Source organism: Aquibaculum sediminis (assembly GCF_040712085.1).
Lineage (GTDB): Bacteria > Pseudomonadota > Alphaproteobacteria > Kiloniellales > DSM-21159 > Aquibaculum > Aquibaculum sediminis.
In genome coordinates, this window is sequence record NZ_JBFCVK010000001.1 from 105,511 (window position 1) to 120,059 (window position 14,549).

Below are 14,549 nucleotides of genomic sequence, written 5' to 3' on the forward strand. Positions count from 1 at the left end.
TATTCAACGTCAGGTGATCGATGCTGCTGATTGCTCGGTATTTTGAGACCTTCTCTCGATGGATCGTGATTGGGGCCGCTGTCATTATGGTCGTTGCGGCCATTGCTCAGGTCCTGTTTCGATACTTTTTTAACTACCCTCTTGGCTGGACCGAAGAACTCGCGCGCATAATGATGGTTTGGTGGGCATTCCTGGCTGTCGGAATCCTCGCCTCTCAGCGCAAACTTCTATCGGTGGACGCTTTGCTTTTGATTCTTCCAAGCAGGGGCGTCCATATGCTTTCTGGCTTAGCAAATTTCCTTTCCGGAGTAATGCTAGTGTGGCTGGCAAAGCTTGGCATTGACCTCGTCTTGCTAGCTGGAACCCAAACATCTTCGGCGCTACAGATTCCATATGCTTTGATCTATCTCAGTCTTCCAGTTGGCACTGCACTCGCTGGTGCATCAATGATTATGAATTCCTTAATTGATTTCGACCGCTTCAAGCGAAATGAGCCTGCCAACACCTCAGTGATCAGCGAGGACGCAGCGTGACTTACTTTGCCGCATTACTGGCCATGATCTCGCTGACGATTCCTATTGGCGTTGCGATGGTGGCGGTTGGGCTGATCTATCTGGCAGTGACCGGTCGCGTCGACCAGATCATCGCGGCTCAGCGCGTTGCAACCGGCATCGACAACTTTGCCTTGATGGCCATCCCGTTCTTCCTCCTCGCCGCGGAACTCATGAACCGCACGGGCATCACGGACAGAATCTTCCGACTTGCCAACTGTCTCGTCGGCCACCTGACCGGCGGCCTGGGTCACGTGAACGTTGTCTCGAGCATGCTTTTTGCCTCAATGTCCGGTTCAGCCGTGGCAGACGCCGTGGGGCTTGGTCGCATTGAAATAAGGGCGATGAAGCAGGCGGGATACGACGTGCCCTTCTCTGCTGCAGTGACGGCTGCTTCGACCACGGTGGCTCCCATACTGCCCCCGTCGATCTCGTTGGTAATTTTCGGCGTCACGTCCGGCGCGTCCATCGGCGCCCTGTTTGTCGCCGGAGTGCTGCCGGGGGTCATCATGGGACTTGCCATGATGATCGTGGTCTATGTGATCTCGAAGCGACGCGGATACGGTGGGGGAGATAGAGCCCAGCTGCGAGCGACCCTTCGAGCGGCAGCCGATGCGTTTCTACCGCTTCTAACGCCCATCATCATTGTGGGCGGCATCTGGGGAGGTATTTTCACACCCACGGAGGCTGGTGCCTTCGCTGTGCTATATGCACTGGTCCTGGGTCTCGTGGTGTATCGTTCGATAAAGTTGAAGGATGTCGCGCAGGTACTCTATGAGAGCATGCTTGGGGCTGCCAATATTCTTTTTATCATTGCCGTTTCCGCGTTCATCGGCTGGCTGCTGACTATGGAGCAGGTTCCGATGCACCTGGCCGCAATGATCATTGATTGGACGCCGAGCCCCATCGCTTTCTTGCTGGCACTGAACGTTGTGCTGCTCATCCTCGGCTGCTTCATGGCAGCACCGGCAGTCATCATCATGCTGACGCCGATCCTGATGCCGATCACCATGGCAATGGGGATCGATCCGGTTCACCTAGGGATCGTTATGGTGCTCAATCTGATGCTGGGGTTGATCACGCCACCGGTCGGTCTTTGCCTATTTGCGGTCAGTGAAGTGGCGAGGATATCGCCGATCGTCTTGATGCGGGCCCTGGTGCCCTTCTTCATGGTGCTGGTGACAGTGCTGCTGCTCATTACTGTGGTGCCGGAGGTCTCGCTCTTCCTCCCGAAAGCCTTTGGGTTCATGGGCTAAGAGGCGCAGCTGCGACCACGTGAGCGAAGGGGAAAGCCTTCGCAAAGTAGTGCCCTACGCTGACGATCGGCATTTGAGTGGACACCACCACGCATCCAGCCCGCACCGCACAGGCGTTCACCTCCAGCAGGCAGGGACTGCCAGTTTTGATGTTTACCACGCGGCTATGCTCAAAGATGCGCACATTGTCGGCCAGAGTGCGATCCGCAGGCCGGCATTCTTAAGGGCCCAAGCACAATGCAAGCAAGCACAATGCAAGCAAGCCATTCCCGCGCTGACAATGGCAACGTCCACTGATATGGTGTCTGTCAAGACGGCGTGACTGCGGGACGCAACGCTGTTCAGCCAAAAGACATTGGCGTTCTGCACTTGCGCTTGCTCCATCGTCCGTCTTGCTCCTGCTTGATCTCAGGTGCTCGGGCAACAAGCACATTGAATGCACGTTCAATGCCCGTGCCACCTCACTCCCTGGCTAACCAGTCCGAAACCCGTTATGCAGCCAGACTGTTCATGGTTGACGGTGGCTACACAAAAGGCTTCGACCGATAGACTGACGCCAGCTTCGAAGGCTTTGCACCATCCGCCTATCAACGCCTGTCGACTTCACGCGCGGCAAATCCGCCAGCCGCCAGTCCGGCTCCCATCGCAAGAATTGCGATCGCCACATGCCGTGCCTCGAGCGACAATTCCCACCCGGGCCGAAGGCGCTTAGGCACGAATAGATAGTCCACGCCTCCTGCAATCGACGATGTGATCAAAGCGGAACCAACAATCTCGGCTCCGCTGGGTTTTGACCGGTTCAACGTGCCGAGCGCACATATTGCGCCCCAAAAGTAACCAGATCCTACGTTGATCAGGAGGCCAGCGAGAGTGTGCCTCTTATCACGCCAACTGCGTGCCGCGGCTTGCGGGCCCCAGAGAACATGGCTGGTGGCATTGATAGGTTGCAGGGGATCGCGACCTTCGTAGCGCGCCAGTAAGGCAATGGTACAAAGCGACGCAAACGCCGCACCCGTGCCGCAGTATGCCGCCTTCTTCAGGTAGCTCATGAAGAAATTTCCGCTTCGCCTGTAAATGCTTCCAACTCCTCCTCCCCCGCTTCCGATTGGTGCAGTTGAAAGGCCCTGATTCGTCTCGTCTCAGCCAAACTCTTGCTGGATGAAGGGGTTCCGGATTGGTATCGACCGAAGCCGCCTGCCGGCCAGCTTTCCGCTTACCAACCGACACTTGGTTGCAGAGCACAAGCTCCCTAGCCGCTGCCCGCACTAGAATGCACTGGGCTGTGGCTGCGCTGTTGGCACAACTAAAGCCGTCCTAGTGGCGCAAGGATGAACCTCCTCTGCGACTTGAATACATCGATCCAGAAGCGCTTTTCGAAGCAATCAATACGCCCTTCGGTAGAATGAGGGCGTTATCTTCACCGTCGTGTCAGATCGGCTATCTGGACCAAACCGACCCCAAGCATGCACTCGCCGTTGATGCTCACCCTCATTGGCTCGGAACAAAGTGGACGAGCCTCTGATTACCATGACCGAGCAGCGTCATATTTGAAGGGAGATCAGCATGACCTTCAATCCCTTGCAAGAGCGCGGCATTCCACTGGAGAAGCAGCTGCGCAACTGGTCCGAGCTCAACGTCAAGCCCTACGACAAGGAGGCCGTTCATCCCTATAGCCGCTGTCGCGGCATCGTCATGAACGGCATCGAGGTCGAAGCCGTCATGTTCTCGCACATGATGGCACGCAACATATTGGATCCACAGATCAAGCAGAAACTCGCGCTCGTGCGGCGGGCCGAAGCACAGCAGCAGAAAGCCATCAACTGGCTCATCCCGGGCGAGGAAAGCACGCTGGAGGTGACGCTGGGCTATGAGCAGGTGGCGGTCGACCTGACGGCCTGGATCGCCCAGCACGAACCAGATCCCCACCTGCGCCAGGTCTACGAGTTCGGCGTGCTGGAGGACTTCGATCACCTCTACCGCTACGCCAATCTCTACGACCTCTACGACAGCAAGAAGGCGGAAAGGATCGTCGGTGGCCTGACCGAAATCACGCCGGGCAGGCCCACCATCTTCGAGCACCGCCACCCCTTTGACGAGATCCGCCGGCCGATGACGGCTCTGGCCGCCGACCCGCAGTCGATCCTGAACGCGCTGACGGTCATGTCGGCCGAGCAGCAGACGATGAACTTCTACATGACCATCGGCAACCGCTTCATGGAGCCGCTGGCTCGCGCCACCTATCTGGAAATTGCACAGATCGAGGAGCAGCACGTCACCCACTACGAAAGCATCCTCGACCCCACGGTGAGCTGGTTCGAAAACCTGCTGTTCCACGAGTACAACGAGTGCTGGCTCTACTATTCCTTCATGGAGGAAGAGCCGGACCCGCGGGTCAAGGCGCTCTACGAGCTCCACCTGAACATGGAAATCGAGCACCTGCGCGTTGCCTGCGAGCTCATGCGTGAGGTGGAGAAGCGCGATCCGGAGGCGCTGCTGCCCAAGGCCATAGAGCAGCCCATGAGCTTCCGTGAGAACAAGACCTGGGTGCGCCAGATCCTTGAGCAGCAGGTCGAACTCACCGCGAAGGATTCCGAGTTCGTGCCGATTGGCGATCTGCCCGACGACGACCGCTACTTCGCCTATCAGCGCGCCGTCAACGGCGACTGGAGCCCCACCGAGGCCGCGATTGCCGAAACGATCTCAAAGAAGGGCCAGGAGTACAGGCTGGAGACAGAAGGCCCCAATCCGGTGGAAGGGCTGCGCCCAGCGGCGGATCGCGGTGATAAGAGCACCGAGTACGCGCAACGCGTTGCCTGATGGAGGACAACCATGAGAACCGCTCCCTGGATGGCTGCCGATCGAGGCATGGGCGAACCTATCTCTTTGGGCGCAATGCTGATTGCCGGAAAGAAGCCACCACCTGATGCAACGAACTTCCTCATGCAGGATCATGAGGCGGCCTTCGGGTTCTCCGACTGGTACGAAGCCAGCACTGATCCAGCCGTAAAGGCTGCCGTGGCTCGACGCCTTTGCGCCGCACTGCGGGCGCATCAGCAGATCGAGGAAGAAATCCTTTATCCCGCCGCGCGAGATGCAACAGGCGAAGAAGATCTGGTCGATCAGGCAGAAAAAGAGCATGCGCAGGCACGCAAGCTGGTGAGTGAAATCGAACAGATGCTCGCGCGCAACGAACCGCCCGACAAAGCCATGCTCAAGCTTCGGACCATGCTCCAGGAGCATGTCGAAGAGGAAGAGGGAAGCCTCTTTCCTGCGTTGCGCGCAAGCAGTTGCGATCTCTATGCCCTGGGCGCGCAGATGTTGGCCCGTCGCCTCGATCTGCTGTGGACATTCACCGGGCGCGCCGAAGCGGGCCCGAACCTGAAGGAGAGCGGCAAGATGGCTATAGACCGGGATGAAGCAAGAGACCTTTTCATAGCGGGCTTGAAGGACATGCACGCAACTGCAGGTCAGGGCCGAGAAATGTTGGAGAAACAAATTGATCGGCTAGAGAACTATCCTCAGGTGGAGCAGCGACTGCGAGATCATCTCGCAGACAAAAACAGCGAAATAGCCACGGTCGAGCGCCTGCTTGACGGTCTCGGCGAAAGCGCATCTGGGCTGAAAGCCTTTGCTATGAAAACGGCAGGCAATATCTCAGCCATGATGAGCGGCGGCGCCAGTGACGAAATTCACAAGAACAGCTTGGCTTTATCGGGCCTGACCCAGTTCAGCATCGCCTCTCTTGAATCCCTCATCACCTTGGGAACCGCTGCAGATGAGCCAGGAGCTGTGAAAGAATTGCAAAAGTGCCTCGCATCCGAGCGCAGCATGGCTGCCTGGCTGTCGGCCAACCTGCGCGGCCTCGTGATCCTTCACCTGCAGCGCCGCAGCGAAGGCCAGCGCGCTGATCGCTGACGTTCCAAGCAAGATGGGCAACTGCAATCACCGCAAGTACGTGCCGCAATTGATCACCCTGATACGTAGCGGCGTGATCGAGCCACTGGGCGGCCTCACGCAGCGGGAGCCTGCGGGCAGTGCCATAGGGCTTTCGATCAGCGCCAGCGTGGCTGGGTTATCGTCGTGCTGATACGGCAGTTGTCATGAGCGACCAGCAACTGCAGGGATCTGTAGAGGCACTTGCCCCGCCCGAGATGGCCGACGCGGCTGTCGCTCAGGGCGTGCAAAAGGCCAGCTTGGGTACAGGCAGCCTGCTGATCCTGGGCATGCTGGCCGGCCTCTATGTCGCCTTGGGCGGCCTGTTCGCGCTGGTCGTTCTGGCCGGCATGGCCGAGGTCGCGCACGGAGCAGCACAAGTTCTGGCCGGCGTCGTCTTCACCCTGGGCCTGATACTGGTGATACTGGGGGGCGCCGAGCTCTTCACTGGCAATATGCTTCTCTCGATCGCTTGGGCGCAGCGTGAGGTGCCGGGCGACCGCCTGCTGCGGGCCTGGGGGGTGGCCTATCTCGCGAACTTCCTGGGCTCGCTGCTGCTGGCCTTCCTCGCTTTCTTCGCCGGCGTCCACCAAGGAGGCGAAGGCGCCGTGGGCGTCGCGGCTCTGGAGTTGGCCGAAGAGAAGGCCGCCCTGCCCTTCTGGACTGCACTGTTCAGCGGCATCCTCGGAAACCTGCTGGTCTGCCTCGCTGTCTGGCTGACATTCGCGGCGCGCAGTTTTACGGACAAGTTTCTGGCCATTGTCCCGCCGATTGCCGCCTTCGTCGCCGCTGGCTTAGAGCATTCGGTGGCGAACATGTTTCTCATCCCCTTCGGGCTCGTCATCAAGGCACTCGCGCCGGCCGCCTTCTGGGCGGAGGTTGATTTGCAGGCAACAGCCTTCCCGGCACTGACCCTGGGCGGATTTCTTGCGAACCTGGTTCCAGTCACGCTCGGCAACATGATCGGCGGCCTGCTGGTAGCTGCATCTTACTGGACGGTCTACCTGCGCGGACGGTGAGGCCCCTCGGCCTCCGGAGAAACTTCGGATAGCAGTTGCCTCAGTTCGTCCCTGACCATGCAGACGCGCTCCCAGCGCAGACCGACCAGGGGATATTCGGCGCTGGCGGCCAGGCTGAGGAGGGAATTGACCTGCGCCAGGCATTCGGAATCCGACCCCCCTCGACGCTCTTCAGCGATGAGTTGGTCGCGCAGCCGGATCACACAGCGCACCGCCTCGGCGATCCGATCGTATGCCTCCTCCGGATCGTGCTCCTGCAGCAGAGCCTCGACTGCTTCCAGGGCGGCAGCGGCCAGGCACTCCTTCTCCGCGCATTTCACGGTTGGACTAGCCATGCTCTCGTTCCGACCGGGCGAAGCGGAAGTAGTCGCGCGGGCGCCGCGTCGAATCGGCGCCGCCCTGCAGCAGCGCCTCACGCGTCAGGTAGCCGCCCACCAGGATCGAGAGGCCGCCGACCACCGAAAGGGTCTCCGAGTGACGGCTGCTCAGTCGCTGCGCAGCATAGCAGGCCAGAGGGACGACGTGCCCCAGGACCAGGGCGCCTCGCTCGAGTTGCGCCGCCTGGCCACTTTCCACCGCGCTGGCAACGCCTCGTTGGCGCCAGCGGCGCTCTAGCAACAGCGAAAGCCCCAGCCCGACGCCGCTTGCCAGGCAAGCGATGCGGTCCAGTCCGCGGCGGCGCAGCCTCCCCTCTTCCCCCGCGCATTGTTCGCCGAGCGATAGCGCCGCCGCACCGGCGGCGATCGAAGAGGCCGCCAGACGCGCTGCCAGCAGGCGGGGGGCGGCGGCCCAGAGCGGCGTGCTGGTGGACGAGAGCAACGCCCCGGTGTAGCAACTCATGCCGGCCCCGAAGGCCGCCGCCGGCCACTGCAGGAGCGCGGCGAGACGACCGCCCAAGGCCAGACCGCGCGCGCCCAGAAACTGGCCGAAGGCGGTAAGGCCGCTGAAGAGGCCGAAACCGGTCAGGATGTAGCTGCCAAAGGACATCGGCGAGCTGGCTCGGAAGATCCGCAGCATGTTGTAGAAGCGCTTTGGCGTCTTCAGGTCCCAGATCAGCAGCGGTGCGCAGACCAGCGAGCCCAGGAAGCCAAGGTAGCGCCCGTTGCGCCGCACGCTGCCCGCCTCGCCGGCCATGGTGGCAAGCATCTGGGCGCCGCCCGCGAGCCCGGCCACGAAGATGTAGGAGGAAACGCGCCAGTCCCAGTGCGCCGCCTTCAGCGCCGGCTGGTCGTAGTAGGTTGCCGGCTCGCTGCGCCAGCGGCGCTTCTCGTCCGCCATCGACGCCTCCTAACGCCGGCCGTAGAGCAAGAAGGCAGCCGCCATGAGACCGGCCGCGGCCGCGAGTCCGGCTCCCAGCGAGGGGGCCGCCCGCTCCGCCGGCCGGCTGGGCGCGCGCGGCAGGTTGTAGACCTCCGGCTCGTCGGTCAGCAGGAAGAAGGCATTGAGCCGCTGGAGGCCGCCAGTGGCTCCAGGCGAGTCTGGTGCGCCGTAGAGGTAGGCGCCATCGACGCCGCGGTCGTGAAGGTCGTCAACCCGCGCCCGCGCCCGCCGGTCCAGTTCCTCCAGTTCCCCGAACTGAATTGAGTCGGTGGGACAGGCCTTGGCGCATGCGGGCTCCAGCCCACCCTTGAGCCGGTCGTAGCAGAGCGTGCACTTGTGTGCCTTGCCGTCGTCCGGGCTCACCTCCACAACACCAAAGGGGCAGGCCGGCACGCAGTAGCCGCAGCCGTTGCAGATGTCCTGCTGCACCACCACTGTGTCGAACTCGGTGCGGAAAATCGCACCAGTCGGGCAGGCCTCGAGACAGGGGGCGGGGCTGCAGTGCTTGCAGACGTCGCTCATCATCAGCCAGTTGCTCTGGAAGGCGTCCAGTTCGTGAGCGCGCACGCCGCCCGGGCCCTCCTTCTCGACAAAGGCGACATGGCGCCAGGTGCTGGCACCCAGGCTGCCGGTGTTGTCGTAGCTGTGGCCGCTCAGCTCTCCGGGCTCGCTGGGCAGTGCGTTCCACTCCTTGCAGGCAACCTCGCAGGCCTTGCAGCCGATGCACAGCGTGGTGTCGGTGAAGAAGCCGTAGCGCCGGCCTGGGTTGATCCGCGCCCCCGCGGTCAGCTCCGCTTCCTGGTCGATGGGGGCTGCCAGCCGCGAATTCGGATAATCGCGGGCGCGAGGATGGACGCTCATGCCGTTGCCTCCGTACGCAGCCGGCCCTTCTGCAGACCGCAGGTCAGGGCCTTGTTCTCGTGCATGCTGGTGTTGGCGTCGCCCACGACGGCCGTCAGCACGTTGGCGACGTCGCCCGTGGCATAGCCAGACCAGCCGTAGTGCCAGGGCAGCCCGATCTGGTAGATGCGCCGACCATCGTACTCGAAGGGGCGCAGTCGCGCCGTCACCAGGGCGCGGGCCTCAACTGCTCCGCGCGCGGTCGTCAGCACCACCCAGTCGCGCGTTGACACATCCAGTTCCTTCGCCAGTTCCGGCGGGATCTCGACGAAGCCCTCCGGCTGCAGCTCGGCGGTACTCGGCACGCCGCGGGTGGGGGTGCCGCCGGTGTGGTGCTCGGTCAGGCGGTAGGTCGTTAGTACGTGCGGGTAGCGCGGATCTGCAACCCTGTGCAGCGGGTTGTCGCGTCGCGACCACTTCTTGGCGACCGGACTGTCCTGTTGCCGATACAGCGCGTTGACCAGCGGCGATTCCACCGGCTCGTAGTGGGTCGGCAGCGGCCCGTCCTTCAGTCCCGAGGAGACGAAGAGGGCGCAGCGCCCGTCCGGCAACATGATAAAGGGTTCGGCACCGGAATGAGCGTCCATGCCTTCCGGCTTCTGCGACCAATCGGGGCGGTAGTCGGGTGGCTTGTCCGGTTCAAAATCGATCTCGTCGGGGCTCGTCCAGCGCTTCTCGGCCGCATCCCACCAGACCAGCTTCTTGCGCTCCGACCAGGGGCGGCCCTCGGGGTCGGCGGAGGCACGATTGTAGAGCATGCGGCGATTGGCCGGCCAGGCGAAGGCCCAGCCGAGGTGCGTGCCGGGGCCATCAGGACCGTCAGCAACTCGCGATCGAGCTTGGTTGTGATCTTCCTCCGGAAAAACGCCGCTGTAGAGCCAACTGCCGCAAGCGGTGGAGCCGTCATCCTTCAGCTCCTTGAAGCTGGACACCTGCTGGCGGTCCGGCCAGGTGTAGCCATTGATCTCCTTTAGCACCGCCTCTGCCGAGGGTTCGCCGCGCCCGTCCATCTCCGGGTAGTCCAGGGTCAGGTTCCGGATCGCCTCGTCGCGGGGCAGTTTGCTGTCGGCGTAGAGCTGCTGCAGCCGCCTGCCGAGATGATAGAGGAACCAGAGTTCCGAGCGGCTGTCGCCGGGGGCGTCGACCACCTGGTCATGCCACTGCACCAGACGATGGGTGTTGGTGAAGGTGCCGTCCTTCTCTCCTGCCAGCGACGCCGGCATCAAGAAGATCTCGGTGCCGATCTCGTCCGGGCGAACCTCCCGATCGCGTATTCGGCGCCCCTGGTACCAGAAGGAGGCCGCCTCATTCTCTGAGGTGTCGCGCACAACCAGCCACTCCAGATTGGCCAGCCCCGCCTCGATGAGCCGGGAGTTGCTGCCCCCCATGGTGACATTCTGGCCGAGCAGGAAGAGGCCGCGGACCAGGCCGTCCTTCATCGCCAGGGTCATGGGAAGCTGCGAGTGATCGCCGACGATCTTCGGAATGCGGTTATAGCCCCAGTCGTTGTGCGGGCCCACGCTGTCGCCGTACCAGGCGCGCAGCAGGCTGATCACGTACTTCGGGAAGTTGTGCCACCAGCCGGTGGGCATCGTCTCGGCGTCGAGATAGTCCTTCAGCGTCGCCTGCGGCATGAAGGCATGCGGCTGCGGCATGTAGCTCATCAGCATGTTGTAGAGGGTCGGGATGTCGGTCGAGCCCTGGATGCTGCAGTGGCCGCGCAGCGCAATGATGCCGCCGCCCGGTCGCCCGACGTTGCCCAGCAGGCCCTGGATGATGGCGGCGGCGCGGATCATCTGCACGCCGACGCTGTGATGGTTCCAGCCCACCGCATAGCAGATGGCGGTCGTGCGCTCGCGGCCCGAGTTGCGGGTCATCGCCTCCGCCACCTTCAAAAACACCTCCTTGGGGCAGCCGGTGACCCGCTCCACCATCTCGGGCGTATAGGCCGCGTAGTGGCGCCTCAGTATCTGGTAGACGCAATTGGGATGTTTCAGCGTCGGATCCTGCTGCGGCGGCTCCTCATGTAACTGCTGCGTTTGCTTGCCGAAGGATTCCGAGGTGTCGAGGTAGTGCTCCGCCAGCGCTGAGGGGATAGTGAATCCGTGATACTGCCAGGAGGCCGGGTCGTAGGAACGCGAGTCGGCGTCCCATCCGGAGAAGAAGCCGTCACCCTCGCTGGTGTCGGCGTAGCGCTCGTCGATGATGGTTGCGAGATTGGTGTAGGCGAGCGCGTAGTCACGGAACCAGAGGTCGTGCTCCAGGATGTAATTTATGATGCCACCCAGAAAGGCGATGTCGCTGCCCGCCCGCAACGGCGCGTGGATGTCGGAGAGGGCCGAGGTCCGCGTGAAGCGGGGATCGGCGTGAATCACCGTGGCGCCCTTCTGCTTCGCCTGCAGTACGAAGCGGAAGGCGATCGGGTGGTTCTCCGCCATGTTGGAGCCCATCACCAGGACGCAGTCGGAGTTGGCGAGGTCCCACTGCGGCATCGTCGCTGCGCCGCGGCCATAGCTGGCACCCAGGCTCGGCACCGAGTTGGCGTGGCAGATACGCGCCTGGTTTTCGATCCAGACCATGCCCAGGCCGCCGCCGAAGATCTTTTTGATGAGATAGTTCTCTTCGTTGTCGAGAGTGGCGCCCCCTAGCGAGGCAATGGCCAGGGTGTGGTTGACCGTCTCGCCATCGGGAAGCTGCTCGACGAAGGTCTCGTCGCGGGTCTGCTTGACGCGCTGCGCGATCCGCTCCATCGCCCACTCAAGCGGCTTCTCCTCCCACTCGGTGCTGTAGGGGGCGCGGTAGCGGACCGTCGTGAGGCGTTCCGGATTGGCGAGCAGGCTGGCGGTGGCGGCGCCCTTGGGGCAGAGCGTGCCCTGGTTGATCGGGCTGCGCGGATCCCCCTCCACATGCAGCACCTGATTGTCCCTGGCATAGACAAGCTGTGCGCAGCCGACGGCGCAGTAGGGGCAGATGCTGGTGCCGATGCGGTCGGCGTCCTCCAACCGTGGGCGCAAGCGCTTCGAGCCTTCGCTCTGCGCTGCCTCGGAGGTGCCGCTTTCACCGGCGAACTGGCGGGGCAGCGACCAGTTGCGCAGGAACTCGTCGAGCCGCTTTGAAAGCGTTCGGCTCTGGGGCTTCATGGCGCAACCTTCGCGACATCATGTGCAATTCCCGCAATCAAGCCGGGGCGCTGATGAAAATGCACAGTAACTGGTCCGTCCTCCTGCAGCAGCGGCACCAGATCCTGCGGCTCCAGCGAGGCCTGCGGCGAGAGCAGGAAAAGCATCACTCGCCCCTGAGCACTTACCAGACGAAATCGCCCCTCCTGCACGAGGGTTATCCGGCCCACGAGTTCAGGCATGAGCTCTCCAATGTTCGTATCAATCGAGAATACAATCAGCCCGCAGGGTTGATGTTCCGAGTCCGATTGTTTCGGCGCAGAAACCGCGAATCGGTCGATTGGGTCTTCACCGCCCGTCCGATCCTTTCAGCGTGAGGGATGTTGAGTTGCGCTGCAGTTGTTGGAACCATCGATTGGGGGCTGCATTTTGCTGCAGAGAATTCCCCGGGCATCAGGGGCGCCTGTTCAAGGGCTTGAGGTGTATCGATGGTTTCCACTGCCTCACGGGTTCCCAGTCATACAGCCAGCGAAGTCAATTGCCGGATCAAGAAGGATGTCGAGGCGCGCATAGCTTATTTCGCAGAGCACCCCGATGAAATCCCCGTACGTCTAGGCGAGCTTGACCGGGAATGGGACATTGAGCGCGCCATAGAAGCCAACGCATCCACACTTGCCTTTGCGGGTGTGATCCTCGGCGCAACTCTCGACCGACGCTGGCTCGCACTGCCCGCCGTGGTCACCGCCTTTCTGTTTCAACATTCGATTCAAGGTTGGTGCCCTCCCGTTCCGATCCTTCGGCGCTTGGGATTTCGCACCGCTGACGAAATCAACCGAGAGCGCTACGCACTCAAGGGCCTGCGTGGCGATTTCGAAACCGTTGGTTCCGCACATGACAAAGTAGCGGCTGTACTCAGGGCCACCGGCATTCACGGAAAGTAGGTCGCGGTTTGCGGTTGATTTGAGGTTGGCAGCTGAAACGGCACGAGCTTCCGAGTGAGTTTTCATTTTTTGCATTGATCGAGAACACGCTGACCGCCCTAACAGTCGCGCGTCGTCGCCACGAGCGACATTGGATTTTCCGCTGGAACCGTTGCTTCGCTGCCCTGGTTAACCAAGGTCACGACATCATCAGCATTGCTCCGCTCAAGAGGACTTTAAGCGGGAAATTTAGATTATGAATATACTACCACATCGAATAATAAGAACCGCACGCCTTAATGAAATAATGATCCGTGATCACGAAAACCAGCGGATGGGCATGGTCCATGACGTGGTTCTGGCTATGCCTAGTGGACGAATTCGTTTCCTATTATTAGATCGGACCCGCCAGACTGATTCAAATCATGAGGACCTAACTTTCGCCTGGGACCAGCTCAATTATGATCCGAACAGCGGTCATTTTCAGAGTTTTTCTGAACGAGCACACACGGGAAAATTCGAAGAGGAGTGCAAGGAACAGGAAGGCACAAGCCTGATCCGCGGCCGTAACCTCTCCGGCAGACAGATCCAGGCTGTCGATGGACAGGTATTCGGCGAACTGCGCGAAGTGATCCTCGACGTCGAACGCGGCAAGGCGATCTACGCACTGTTCGCCGACACCAGTGGGAAGCACTACCCTCTACCGTGGGCTGTACTCTCTTACGATGGAGACAAGAGTACCTTCCATCTGCAAGCCCGACAACATCAATTGCGCAGCGCCCCACACTTCGGAAAAATAGGGGGACCACAGGCACCCTTTGACTGGAGCGAACGCGTATGGGCTGAGAGAATCCATGAACACTACGGTGTTCAGCCTTACTGGACGGTCCGTCGTCCTGGATAGCAACTGTGATTTGAGGAAATCAGAGCTCGCAATATAAGTATATCTATAAGTACATCTACTTTTCAGTGAATGCATTGGCCATCGGCACGATCTCCAGTGGAGGCATGGCAAGCGCGAGCAATACGCAGGCGAGCCCAACAATGCGCGGGAAGGGCTTTCGGACCAGACGCGGTAGTCTTGGATGCACAACCTTATCGACGGTTTGAGCCAAGGGTTCGAGATAGCGCATTGTGCGGACGAGCTTCTGGCCGCTTACTTTTCGTTCCAACTGCATAAGATGGAAGCCACTGCTGTTGCCGGCCCAGCAGCATCTGCAAGCCGATCAAAGCAATGATGACGGCACCGAGAGTTGGTGCGCCTGGCACAGCGCCCACCGGCGTCACCAGCAGAACACTGACGACTAGCAACAGCGGCGCAAAGCTTCGCTCACCCACCGAGTGCAGAATGCTACCGATCGTAACCTCCTGGCTCTCGCCAGTGGCCTCGACCCGCTCGACGAGGCGCCGCAAACTCCGCTGCCGTCCTTGCTCATTGGTCACCACTTCACCATTCATCATGGCCAACTAACGGAGCCCCCCATTCGTGGTTCCCGCCTGAAGGGAGCCGATGTTGGAACCATTCCTCATC

Annotated in this window: 15 protein-coding genes; 7 read left to right on the plus strand and 8 right to left on the minus strand. The window is 61.3% G+C overall.

Going from position 1 to position 14,549, the window contains the following annotated elements; genetic code table 11:
* The first annotated feature begins 20 nt into the window (after positions 1-20).
* Together ABZ720_RS00500 and ABZ720_RS00505 are read left to right on the plus strand one after the other, a co-directional pair.
* Entirely contained in the window at positions 21-533 is a 513-nt protein-coding gene (locus ABZ720_RS00500) for a TRAP transporter small permease (RefSeq protein WP_366552692.1), read from the plus strand.
* Entirely contained in the window at positions 530-1,807 is a 1,278-nt protein-coding gene (locus tag ABZ720_RS00505; RefSeq protein ID WP_366552694.1) for a TRAP transporter large permease, read from the plus strand. The genes ABZ720_RS00500 and ABZ720_RS00505 overlap by 4 nt, the downstream gene beginning before the upstream one ends.
* A gap of 587 nt (positions 1,808-2,394) precedes the next feature.
* On the opposite strand, the gene ABZ720_RS00510 is transcribed toward ABZ720_RS00505, so the two are convergent.
* Positions 2,395-2,856, minus strand: coding sequence for a hypothetical protein (locus ABZ720_RS00510; protein WP_366552697.1), 462 nt, complete (start codon positions 2,854-2,856; stop codon positions 2,395-2,397).
* 514 nt (positions 2,857-3,370) lie between these two features.
* On the opposite strand from ABZ720_RS00510, the gene ABZ720_RS00515 reads away from it, so the two are divergent.
* From ABZ720_RS00515 to ABZ720_RS00525, 3 genes are all read left to right on the plus strand, one after another.
* Positions 3,371-4,624 carry a hypothetical protein gene (locus tag ABZ720_RS00515; RefSeq protein ID WP_366552699.1) on the plus strand — a complete coding sequence of 418 codons (1,254 nt, stop codon included), beginning with the start codon at positions 3,371-3,373 and terminating at the stop codon, positions 4,622-4,624.
* A 12-nt stretch (positions 4,625-4,636) separates the two neighbouring features.
* Positions 4,637-5,722 carry a DUF892 family protein gene (locus tag ABZ720_RS00520; RefSeq protein ID WP_366552701.1) on the plus strand — a complete coding sequence of 362 codons (1,086 nt, stop codon included), beginning with the start codon at positions 4,637-4,639 and terminating at the stop codon, positions 5,720-5,722.
* 185 nt (positions 5,723-5,907) lie between these two features.
* Positions 5,908-6,759 carry a formate/nitrite transporter family protein gene (locus ABZ720_RS00525; protein ID WP_366552703.1) on the plus strand — a complete coding sequence of 284 codons (852 nt, stop codon included), beginning with the start codon at positions 5,908-5,910 and terminating at the stop codon, positions 6,757-6,759.
* Here the strand turns inward: ABZ720_RS00525 and ABZ720_RS00530 are convergent.
* The 5 genes from ABZ720_RS00530 to ABZ720_RS00550 are packed head-to-tail and all read right to left on the minus strand — an operon-like array spanning position 6,741 to position 12,340.
* Positions 6,741-7,094: a hypothetical protein gene (locus tag ABZ720_RS00530; protein WP_366552705.1), complete on the minus strand. Its 354-nt coding sequence runs from the start codon at positions 7,092-7,094 to the stop codon at positions 6,741-6,743. The genes ABZ720_RS00525 and ABZ720_RS00530 overlap by 19 nt on opposite strands.
* Complete coding sequence (gene nrfD / locus ABZ720_RS00535; RefSeq protein WP_366552707.1) at positions 7,087-8,037, minus strand: NrfD/PsrC family molybdoenzyme membrane anchor subunit; 951 nt, start codon at positions 8,035-8,037, stop codon at positions 7,087-7,089. Before nrfD ends, ABZ720_RS00530 begins: the two co-directional genes overlap by 8 nt.
* 9 nt (positions 8,038-8,046) lie before the next feature.
* Positions 8,047-8,940: a 4Fe-4S dicluster domain-containing protein gene (locus ABZ720_RS00540; protein WP_366552709.1), complete on the minus strand. Its 894-nt coding sequence runs from the start codon at positions 8,938-8,940 to the stop codon at positions 8,047-8,049.
* Positions 8,937-12,119 (minus strand): formate dehydrogenase, encoded by a 3,183-nt coding sequence (gene fdh / locus ABZ720_RS00545; protein ID WP_366552711.1) that lies wholly within the window; start codon positions 12,117-12,119, stop codon positions 8,937-8,939. The genes ABZ720_RS00540 and fdh overlap by 4 nt, the downstream gene beginning before the upstream one ends.
* Positions 12,116-12,340 (minus strand): hypothetical protein, encoded by a 225-nt coding sequence (locus tag ABZ720_RS00550; RefSeq protein ID WP_366552713.1) that lies wholly within the window; start codon positions 12,338-12,340, stop codon positions 12,116-12,118. The genes fdh and ABZ720_RS00550 overlap by 4 nt, the downstream gene beginning before the upstream one ends.
* Positions 12,341-12,586: 246 nt before the next feature.
* Between ABZ720_RS00550 and ABZ720_RS00555 the strand changes: the two genes are divergently transcribed.
* Both ABZ720_RS00555 and ABZ720_RS00560 read left to right on the plus strand, forming a co-directional pair.
* A complete protein-coding gene (locus ABZ720_RS00555) occupies positions 12,587-13,039 on the plus strand; it encodes a hypothetical protein (protein WP_366552715.1) in 453 nt (150 codons plus the stop codon).
* Between the two features lie 286 nt (positions 13,040-13,325).
* The gene (locus ABZ720_RS00560) at positions 13,326-13,922 is read left to right on the plus strand and encodes a PRC-barrel domain-containing protein (protein WP_366552717.1); all 597 of its coding nucleotides are present in this window, start codon (positions 13,326-13,328) and stop codon (positions 13,920-13,922) included.
* A 55-nt stretch (positions 13,923-13,977) separates the two neighbouring features.
* Here the strand turns inward: ABZ720_RS00560 and ABZ720_RS00565 are convergent, their stop codons facing one another.
* On the minus strand, positions 13,978-14,196 hold the full coding sequence (locus ABZ720_RS00565) for an exopolysaccharide biosynthesis protein (RefSeq protein WP_366552719.1): 219 nt from the start codon (positions 14,194-14,196) through the stop codon (positions 13,978-13,980).
* Complete coding sequence (locus ABZ720_RS00570; RefSeq protein ID WP_366553523.1) at positions 14,114-14,479, minus strand: exopolysaccharide biosynthesis protein; 366 nt, start codon at positions 14,477-14,479, stop codon at positions 14,114-14,116. The genes ABZ720_RS00565 and ABZ720_RS00570 overlap by 83 nt, the downstream gene beginning before the upstream one ends.
* Positions 14,480-14,549 lie beyond the last annotated feature (70 nt).

Bases quoted from the DNA above. Each gene is read 5' to 3' on its own strand.
- ABZ720_RS00510 (WP_366552697.1), bottom strand. From the start codon at position 2,856: ATGAGCTACCTGAAGAAGGCGGCATACTGCGGCACGGGTGCGGCGTTT.
- ABZ720_RS00565 (WP_366552719.1), bottom strand. From the start codon at position 14,196: ATGCAGTTGGAACGAAAAGTAAGCGGCCAGAAGCTCGTCCGCACAATG.
- ABZ720_RS00560 (WP_366552717.1), top strand. From the start codon at position 13,326: ATGATCCGTGATCACGAAAACCAGCGGATGGGCATGGTCCATGACGTG.
- ABZ720_RS00540 (WP_366552709.1), bottom strand. From the start codon at position 8,940: ATGAGCGTCCATCCTCGCGCCCGCGATTATCCGAATTCGCGGCTGGCA.
- ABZ720_RS00525 (WP_366552703.1), top strand. From the start codon at position 5,908: ATGAGCGACCAGCAACTGCAGGGATCTGTAGAGGCACTTGCCCCGCCC.
- ABZ720_RS00570 (WP_366553523.1), bottom strand. From the start codon at position 14,479: ATGATGAATGGTGAAGTGGTGACCAATGAGCAAGGACGGCAGCGGAGT.
- ABZ720_RS00550 (WP_366552713.1), bottom strand. From the start codon at position 12,340: ATGCCTGAACTCGTGGGCCGGATAACCCTCGTGCAGGAGGGGCGATTT.
- ABZ720_RS00530 (WP_366552705.1), bottom strand. From the start codon at position 7,094: ATGGCTAGTCCAACCGTGAAATGCGCGGAGAAGGAGTGCCTGGCCGCT.
- ABZ720_RS00520 (WP_366552701.1), top strand. From the start codon at position 4,637: ATGAGAACCGCTCCCTGGATGGCTGCCGATCGAGGCATGGGCGAACCT.
- ABZ720_RS00500 (WP_366552692.1), top strand. From the start codon at position 21: ATGCTGCTGATTGCTCGGTATTTTGAGACCTTCTCTCGATGGATCGTG.
- nrfD (WP_366552707.1), bottom strand. From the start codon at position 8,037: ATGGCGGACGAGAAGCGCCGCTGGCGCAGCGAGCCGGCAACCTACTAC.
- ABZ720_RS00515 (WP_366552699.1), top strand. From the start codon at position 3,371: ATGACCTTCAATCCCTTGCAAGAGCGCGGCATTCCACTGGAGAAGCAG.
- fdh (WP_366552711.1), bottom strand. From the start codon at position 12,119: ATGAAGCCCCAGAGCCGAACGCTTTCAAAGCGGCTCGACGAGTTCCTG.
- ABZ720_RS00555 (WP_366552715.1), top strand. From the start codon at position 12,587: ATGGTTTCCACTGCCTCACGGGTTCCCAGTCATACAGCCAGCGAAGTC.